We start from the raw sequence: 6,410 nt of genomic DNA on the forward strand, positions 1-6,410 counted from the left end.
AACATACGTGGCCGGTCGCGATGTGCGCGCTGTCAGATACAGAGCACTCGGTGCCGAATGCTGCCGCGGATTCTCCCGACCTCGTAGCCGAGCGAGAAGAGCCAGTACCGCCGTGGAGTTCTGGTGACGAGCATCGGCAACAGCGGATTCTTCGCAATGAACCCGACCAGGGTGAGCGGGAACCGGAGAGGATTCGGAAAAGCCGGAAACAACTCGTCGCCGACGTGTTTCACCCGAATGTCGACCTCACCTTCCCCGTACGCCATCCCTTGGTTCCACACTTGTCGACAGGGACTCCGTAAGCGGTAATCGACAATCGCGTCGGCACTGTGCCCGATGGTGTAGCCGGAGCGCTGCAGCCGCCACGCGAAATCGTTGTCCTCGGAGGCCGTGAGGCTCTCGTCCCAACCACCCGTCCCATTGTGGGCATGGCGCCACACCGCGTGATTCGCGCCAGGCAGCGTGGGAATCCCCGCCGCCATCTCCCACGGCTTGTCCGGTGGGAAGATGCGCCGACTCTTCGCGACGGCAACGCTGTTGATCTCGGTGGTCACCAACGCGCCGGAGACCGCGTCGAAACCCTGTGCAGCGTCGACGAGGTTGGTCAGGCAATCCGGCCGAACGCGATCGTCGGCATCGAAGAACACGAACAGATCGCCTCTGGCTGCGCACGCCCCCACGTTGCGCGCATGGGAGACTCCCGTTCGTGCTGAACTGTCGACGAGGGTCAGGTCGAGGGTGGATGTCACCGCGTGCGACTCCAGGTGTTCGCGCGTGCCGTCCGTCGAGCCGTTGTCGCTGACGATCACCTCCCAGTCACCGGCGTAGTCCTGATCGGCGAGCGCACGTAGCTGCTCGTCGATGTGTGGGAGTCCGTTCCGCACCGGAATGATCACCGACACCAGACGTGGCAGCTGCTGCGGTCGGCGTCCCGGCGAGTCGGCAGGCTCGTCCCGGCCCCGTGCTGTCGGCGGAGAGTCACCGGTCGGCCGAAACGAGGACTCGTCGCGGCGGCGCAGGCTCGACGCCGGTACCGATTCCGGCGTTGCACGGCCCACATTCAGGGCAGGACGTGTGGTCGTGCGCCACGGCACACTCACGTCACACTTCTGTCTGCCGGACCGGGCCGCCCCGAGTCAACGGCGGGTCCTGTACGGCACTCCGCCACTGAGACCTTCCCCTTCAACAGTTTCGGTGGCCGCTGGAAGTCAGGTGCCTCTCGACAGCGACGATCTCGCTCCGATGCCCTGTCGACACGCACCGCCTCCGCGGTCGGTCGCCGGCACATCCGCGTCGTCAACCGCACGGAACACCCGCTACGAACGGCAGTATCGGGTTGTTCGACCCCTCCGGAATGGTCGAACAAGTCGACACACTATAGGCGTTTCGTCTTCGTCGAACGGGCCCGCCACATCTAATCTGTGTGCCCATGGCTCTTCCTTCGCTCTCTGTGGTCGTTCCCGCCTTCAACGAGGAAGACACGATCACGGCGACGCTGGACCACCTGTTCGCCCAGATCGACGAAATCGACGAAATCGTGGTCGTCAACAACAACTCGACCGACCGCACCGAGGACGTCCTTCGGGAATTCCAAGTGCGTCATCCGAAACTCAAGGTTGTGAACGAGCCGCGACGCGGTGTGAGCTTCGCCCGCAACACCGGCCTGAATGCCGCCACCTCCGACGTCATCGCACGTCTCGATGCCGACACCCTCGCGCAACCAGGGTGGGCGCGAGCGATCCGAAACTACTTCGCCTCGGCACCCGGCACGGTCGGCATCGCGACAGGCCCGTTGCTGCCGTTCGACTCACCGTTCCGAAACGCGTTCACCAAATCGAACGACAGGATGATCGCGAGGGCACGCGCCGCGTCGAGTGACGGCCGCTCCGTCGTCGGACTCCGGATGGCGCCGGGCGGAAACATGGTGATTCGCAGGTCCGCGTGGTCCACCGTGAGGGCGGCCGTCTCGGATCGCACGGACATCCACGACGACCTCGACCTCTCCCTGTGTGCCCGAAGGTGCGACTTCTCCATCGCGTTCATCCTCGGTATGGAGGCCGAGACGTCAGCCCGTCGTTTCCGTACGAACCCGGTGGCGTACTGGCGCTACACGAACCTGTTGACCAGAACGTACAAGACGCACGGAATGACGCCCGAGGCCCGCGCAACCCGGGTGGAGGTCTGGAACAACCGCGCAGTTCACCTGGTCACCTGGCTGCCGACCCGTGCATACGACCCGCAGTCACGACGGTTCTCGTTCACCCGGATGTTCACCCCCGAACAGGACCGGATCACCGGACGCCCAGAATCCGGGTCGTCGAACTGAACTGCTCCGGTCCGAACGTTCCTCGACTCGTTTCCCAGCCATATCCATACCCGGAACCTGTCACCGTCGAGGGTTCGAGGCAGTTCTCGTCGGTGCGTCGCGGGCGCCCGCCCGGCAGCGGCACGACCACCGACACCAACTGCACGAGCTACCTGTCGGTGGCAGTCGGAATGACCAACTCGTCACGCTTGGCGAGGACCCGCCTCGCGGAGTACTTCTGGGTCACGGGATCGTAGGCCCGGTTCGGAATCCAGTAGATGCAGTACATGAGTCTGTTCGACCACATTTCCTTCCGACTGTCGCGCGCACGCTCGTCGTTGCCGTGCACCTCCCAGGTCCGAGGGAGTTGAGCAGTGTACTGCCAGTAGGACCTGCGACCGGTGAGGAATCTGCGACCCGACACGTCGGCCCGCATGCCCACGACGCACGCGAGGCGGTATCCCGCCTTCTGCACGCACAGCGCGAAGTCGAGATCCTCGTAGACATCGGTACGGGTGGTGAGCGCGCCACGCACTTCGCGCCACACCGACCGCCGAAACGCCATGTTCGGACCGCGGACCGCCTCGATGCCGTGAACTGCGCGCGGGTCGTCCGACTCGGCGAGTGCCCGGTTGATCTTCGCGTCCTGCCCTGCGACGAACATGGTCCGGAAACTCGGCGGACTGTCATGCGGGACCAGCGGACCGGTCACCGCTCCGACATCGGCCGGGGCATTCTCGAAGAAGTCCGTGATCGCTGCAGCCCATCCGTCGTGCACCAGGGTGTCGGCGTCGATTCGCGCAACGATCTCCGACTTCGCCGCGTCGACGCCGGCGTTGCGCGCCGCGATCAACCCCGGCCTCCGTTCGACGATCATCTTCAGTTTCGGAGATCGGCCGAGCAACGCGGTCACCACGTCCGCAGTTCCGTCTGTCGAGTTGTTCTCGACAACGATGATCTCGTCGATTCTGTCGATCTGCCGCAGCAGCCGCTCGATGGCCGCGGCGATGATGCGCGACTCGTTGAATGTGGGAATGACAACAGCCAGGGTGGGAGGAGTCACCGCGACAGACTAGGGACACCACCGGTGCCTCGCGGTCCGGATGAGCACGATGTCGGTCGTTCGTCCGACACCGGTCCGCGGAGCAACCGCGCGCAGCCCCTGGCACGCATCGAGAACCGGGCACCGGATCGGCACTCGTTCCGGGGTCGGCGCTGCGTATCGCGCACCGGGTCGGGTATGTTACCGGCCAGTTCACCGGTCATCCGAGGTTCGGATGTACTTCACCCAGACAGCCTCCAGCGCATCCGACGCGTGACATACTCGCTGGCATGTCCACACCCCACTCTGCCGTCCTGGTCGAGGGCATCCGCAAGTCCTTCGGGGAAGTGCAGGCGCTCAGGGGGGTCAGCTTCGAGGTGCCTCGCGGCACTGTTCTCGGCGTTCTCGGCCCCAACGGCGCAGGTAAGACGACGACGGTCAACGTGCTGTCCACCCTGCTGCGCCCGGACTCGGGACGCGCGGTCGTCGCCGGCCACGACGTAGTGACACAGGCGCCCGCGGTACGGCGGTCCATCATGATGACCGGCCAGTACGCGGCGCTCGACGAGCAGTTGACGGCACGCGAGAACCTCGTCCTGTTCGGACGACTGATGGGTCTCAACCGCCAGTCCGCGAAGGCCCGCGCCGAGGAACTGCTGCGCCAGTTCGACCTCGAGTACGCCGCCGAGCGGAAGGTCGCCGGATACTCCGGTGGCATGCGCCGCCGCGTCGACATCGCGTGTGGGCTCGTCACCCGGCCGGAGGTCGTCTTCCTCGACGAGCCGACCACCGGACTCGACCCGCGCAGCCGTCAGAGCGTGTGGTCGCTCGTCTCCACGCTCAAGGAGCAGGGCATCACGATCCTGCTGACCACGCAGTACCTCGAAGAGGCGGACGTGCTCAGTGACAACATCGTGGTGATCGACAAGGGCACCGTCATCGCCGAGGGCACCGCCGACGAACTCAAGGAGCGGACCGGCGGCAGCTACTGCGAGGTGGTCCCGCTCAGCATCGCCGATCTTCCGCGCGTTCATGCGGTGCTGACCAGCCTGGTGCCGCCGGAGTACGTCACGGCCACCGGCCACGACCGGCTCTCGATCCCGGCCCAGTACGGCGCGCAGACGCTCGCCGAGGTCCTGCGTCGGCTCGACATCTCGCGGGTGCCGTTGGCGGACATCGCGCTGCGGCGTCCGTCCCTCGACGACGTGTTCCTCGCTCTGACCGGCCAGCCCGCCGAGGAGAGCATCGAAGAGAGCGAAGCCTCGTGACCGCGATCGCGGCGGGCACCACTCAATCCGACGACACCCCACCGGAACCCAAGACCGAGGCCGTCGAGAGAGTCGGCAGGCACCGCAGGCCGGAACTGTCCGTGACGGGTCAGTGGCTCGCGTTGACGACCCGCAACCTCCGGCGGATGTGGACGACGGGCCAGCTGTTCATCGCGGTGCTGGCACCGGCGATCTTCACGGTCGGCTTCTATCTCCCACTGCGTTTCGTGATGTCGTTCCAGGGCGTCGACTACGCCCAGTTCGTGATGCCGATCATCGTGCTTCAGGCCATGGCGTTCACCGCCATCTCCGCGGCGGGCAAGGCGGCGCAGGAGGCCGTCAACGGCATGAACGCCCGGTTCCAGACGATGCCGGTGTTTGCCGGCGTCCCGCTGGCCTCTCGGATGTCGGCGTCGTTCGTGCACTGCACGATCTCCCTGATCGCGGCACTGGTGTACGGCCACATCATCGGGTTCCGGTTCACCGGCGGCCTCGCCAACTCGCTGCTGTTCGTCGCGATGTCGTTGGCCATTGCGATGACGCTGTCGCTGGGCGGTGACCTGATCGGCACGCTGACCCGAAGCCCGGAGCGGACCAGCCAGGCACTGACCGTTCCCCAGCTGATCCTGGGCATGTTCTCCGCCGGCTTCGTGCCGGTGGCCCAATTCCCGGAATGGTCGCAGTGGTTCGTCCGCAACCAGCCCATCTCCCAGTTCTCGATCTCCATGCGGGCCATCGCGGACGGCACCGTGACCCTGCACCTGATGACCCCCGCGATCCTGTGGTGTGTCGGCCTGTTCGTGGTCATCACACCGATCACGGTGTGGGCGAATGTGAGGCGGAAGTGACCACCGCACCGACCCACGAGCGCCGCGCCGAGGGCGCCCTCACCGACGTCACGTTCGTCCCGACCACCGAGGCGTACCCGGAGGACTCCCGGCAGGCGATGGTGACGCACAGCCTGCTGCAGGCCAAGCGGCTCATGACGCGGTGGATGCGTGATCCGTTCACGATGCTCCAGGCGATCGGCTACCCGGCAATCATGCTGCTGATGTTCAACGCGGTGCTGGGCACCTCGGTGACCAAGGCAACCGGAATCCCCAGCGTGTACGGGTACGCGCCGATGATCGCCCTGGTCGGATCCATGTTCGGTTCCATGGCCAGCGGCATGGAACTGAAGATGGAGTGGAAGCGCGGTCTGCTGAGCCGGTTCTGGGTGCTGCCCGTGCACCGCGCCTCGGGCCTCATCAGCCGCCTCATCTCCGAGGCGGTCCGGATCATGCTCACGACGGTCCTGATCATCGCGGTCGGCATGCTTCTCGGGTTCCGGTTCGGCCAGGGGCCCATCGCGGGACTCGCGCTCATGTGCGTGCCGCTGCTGATGGGTCTCGGCTTCGCGACCATGGTGACCGCGCTCGCGGTGAACTCGGCCAAGGCGCCCCTGGTCGAGCTGCTGTCCCTGGTGTGCACGCTGCTGATGTTCTTCAACTCGGGCTTCGTGCCGACCGCGGCGTACCCGACGTGGCTGCAGGGCTTCGTCGAGAACCAGCCGATGTCGACGGCGATCGACGCGATGCGGGGCCTGAGCCTGGGCGGTCCGGTCGCCGAACCGCTGATCAAGACCGTCCTGTGGTCGGTGGGCGCCATCGTGTTGTTCGCGTGGCCCGCCATCCGCGGTTACCGGAAGGCGGCGGGCACCCCCGTCTGACGGCGGTCCCACCCCGCCACACACGGACTCGAACGGCAGAAGGGCCCCGCCTCACGGCGGGGCCCTTCTCACGTCACCCGGTCAGCG

General features: G+C 66.0%; 6 protein-coding genes. 4 read left to right on the plus strand and 2 right to left on the minus strand.

The genetic code is table 11. From position 1 onward, the window contains the following. Positions 1-32: 32 nt before the first annotated feature. Positions 33-1,100, minus strand: a complete 1,068-nt coding sequence (locus ACFSJG_RS21460) for a glycosyltransferase family 2 protein (RefSeq protein WP_378487265.1) — start codon at positions 1,098-1,100, stop codon at positions 33-35. Positions 1,101-1,429: 329 nt separating this feature from the next. Between ACFSJG_RS21460 and ACFSJG_RS21465 the strand changes: the two genes are divergently transcribed. Next, on the plus strand, positions 1,430-2,326 hold the full coding sequence (locus ACFSJG_RS21465) for a glycosyltransferase family 2 protein (RefSeq protein WP_378487266.1): 897 nt from the start codon (positions 1,430-1,432) through the stop codon (positions 2,324-2,326). 148 nt (positions 2,327-2,474) lie between these two features. On the opposite strand, the gene ACFSJG_RS21470 is transcribed toward ACFSJG_RS21465, so the two are convergent. After that, positions 2,475-3,368 (minus strand): glycosyltransferase family 2 protein, encoded by an 894-nt coding sequence (locus ACFSJG_RS21470; protein WP_378487267.1) that lies wholly within the window; start codon positions 3,366-3,368, stop codon positions 2,475-2,477. 269 nt (positions 3,369-3,637) lie between these two features. Here ACFSJG_RS21470 and ACFSJG_RS21475 point away from each other — a divergent pair, with 269 nt between their 5' ends. The 3 genes from ACFSJG_RS21475 to ACFSJG_RS21485 all read left to right on the plus strand — a co-directional run bounded on the left by ACFSJG_RS21475 (position 3,638) and on the right by ACFSJG_RS21485 (position 6,323). Continuing rightward, positions 3,638-4,615, plus strand: coding sequence for an ATP-binding cassette domain-containing protein (locus tag ACFSJG_RS21475; protein ID WP_378487268.1), 978 nt, complete (start codon positions 3,638-3,640; stop codon positions 4,613-4,615). Between the two features lie 95 nt (positions 4,616-4,710). Then, a complete protein-coding gene (locus ACFSJG_RS21480) occupies positions 4,711-5,463 on the plus strand; it encodes an ABC transporter permease (RefSeq protein ID WP_378487910.1) in 753 nt (250 codons plus the stop codon). Further along, positions 5,460-6,323, plus strand: coding sequence for an ABC transporter permease (locus ACFSJG_RS21485; RefSeq protein WP_378487269.1), 864 nt, complete (start codon positions 5,460-5,462; stop codon positions 6,321-6,323). Before ACFSJG_RS21480 ends, ACFSJG_RS21485 begins: the two co-directional genes overlap by 4 nt. Positions 6,324-6,410: the final 87 nt, after the last annotated feature.

The organism is Rhodococcus gannanensis, from assembly GCF_042681175.1.
Taxonomy (GTDB): domain Bacteria; phylum Actinomycetota; class Actinomycetes; order Mycobacteriales; family Mycobacteriaceae; genus Rhodococcus_G; species Rhodococcus_G gannanensis.

Bases quoted from the DNA above. Each gene is read 5' to 3' on its own strand.
- ACFSJG_RS21465 (WP_378487266.1), top strand. From the start codon at position 1,430: ATGGCTCTTCCTTCGCTCTCTGTGGTCGTTCCCGCCTTCAACGAGGAA.
- ACFSJG_RS21475 (WP_378487268.1), top strand. From the start codon at position 3,638: ATGTCCACACCCCACTCTGCCGTCCTGGTCGAGGGCATCCGCAAGTCC.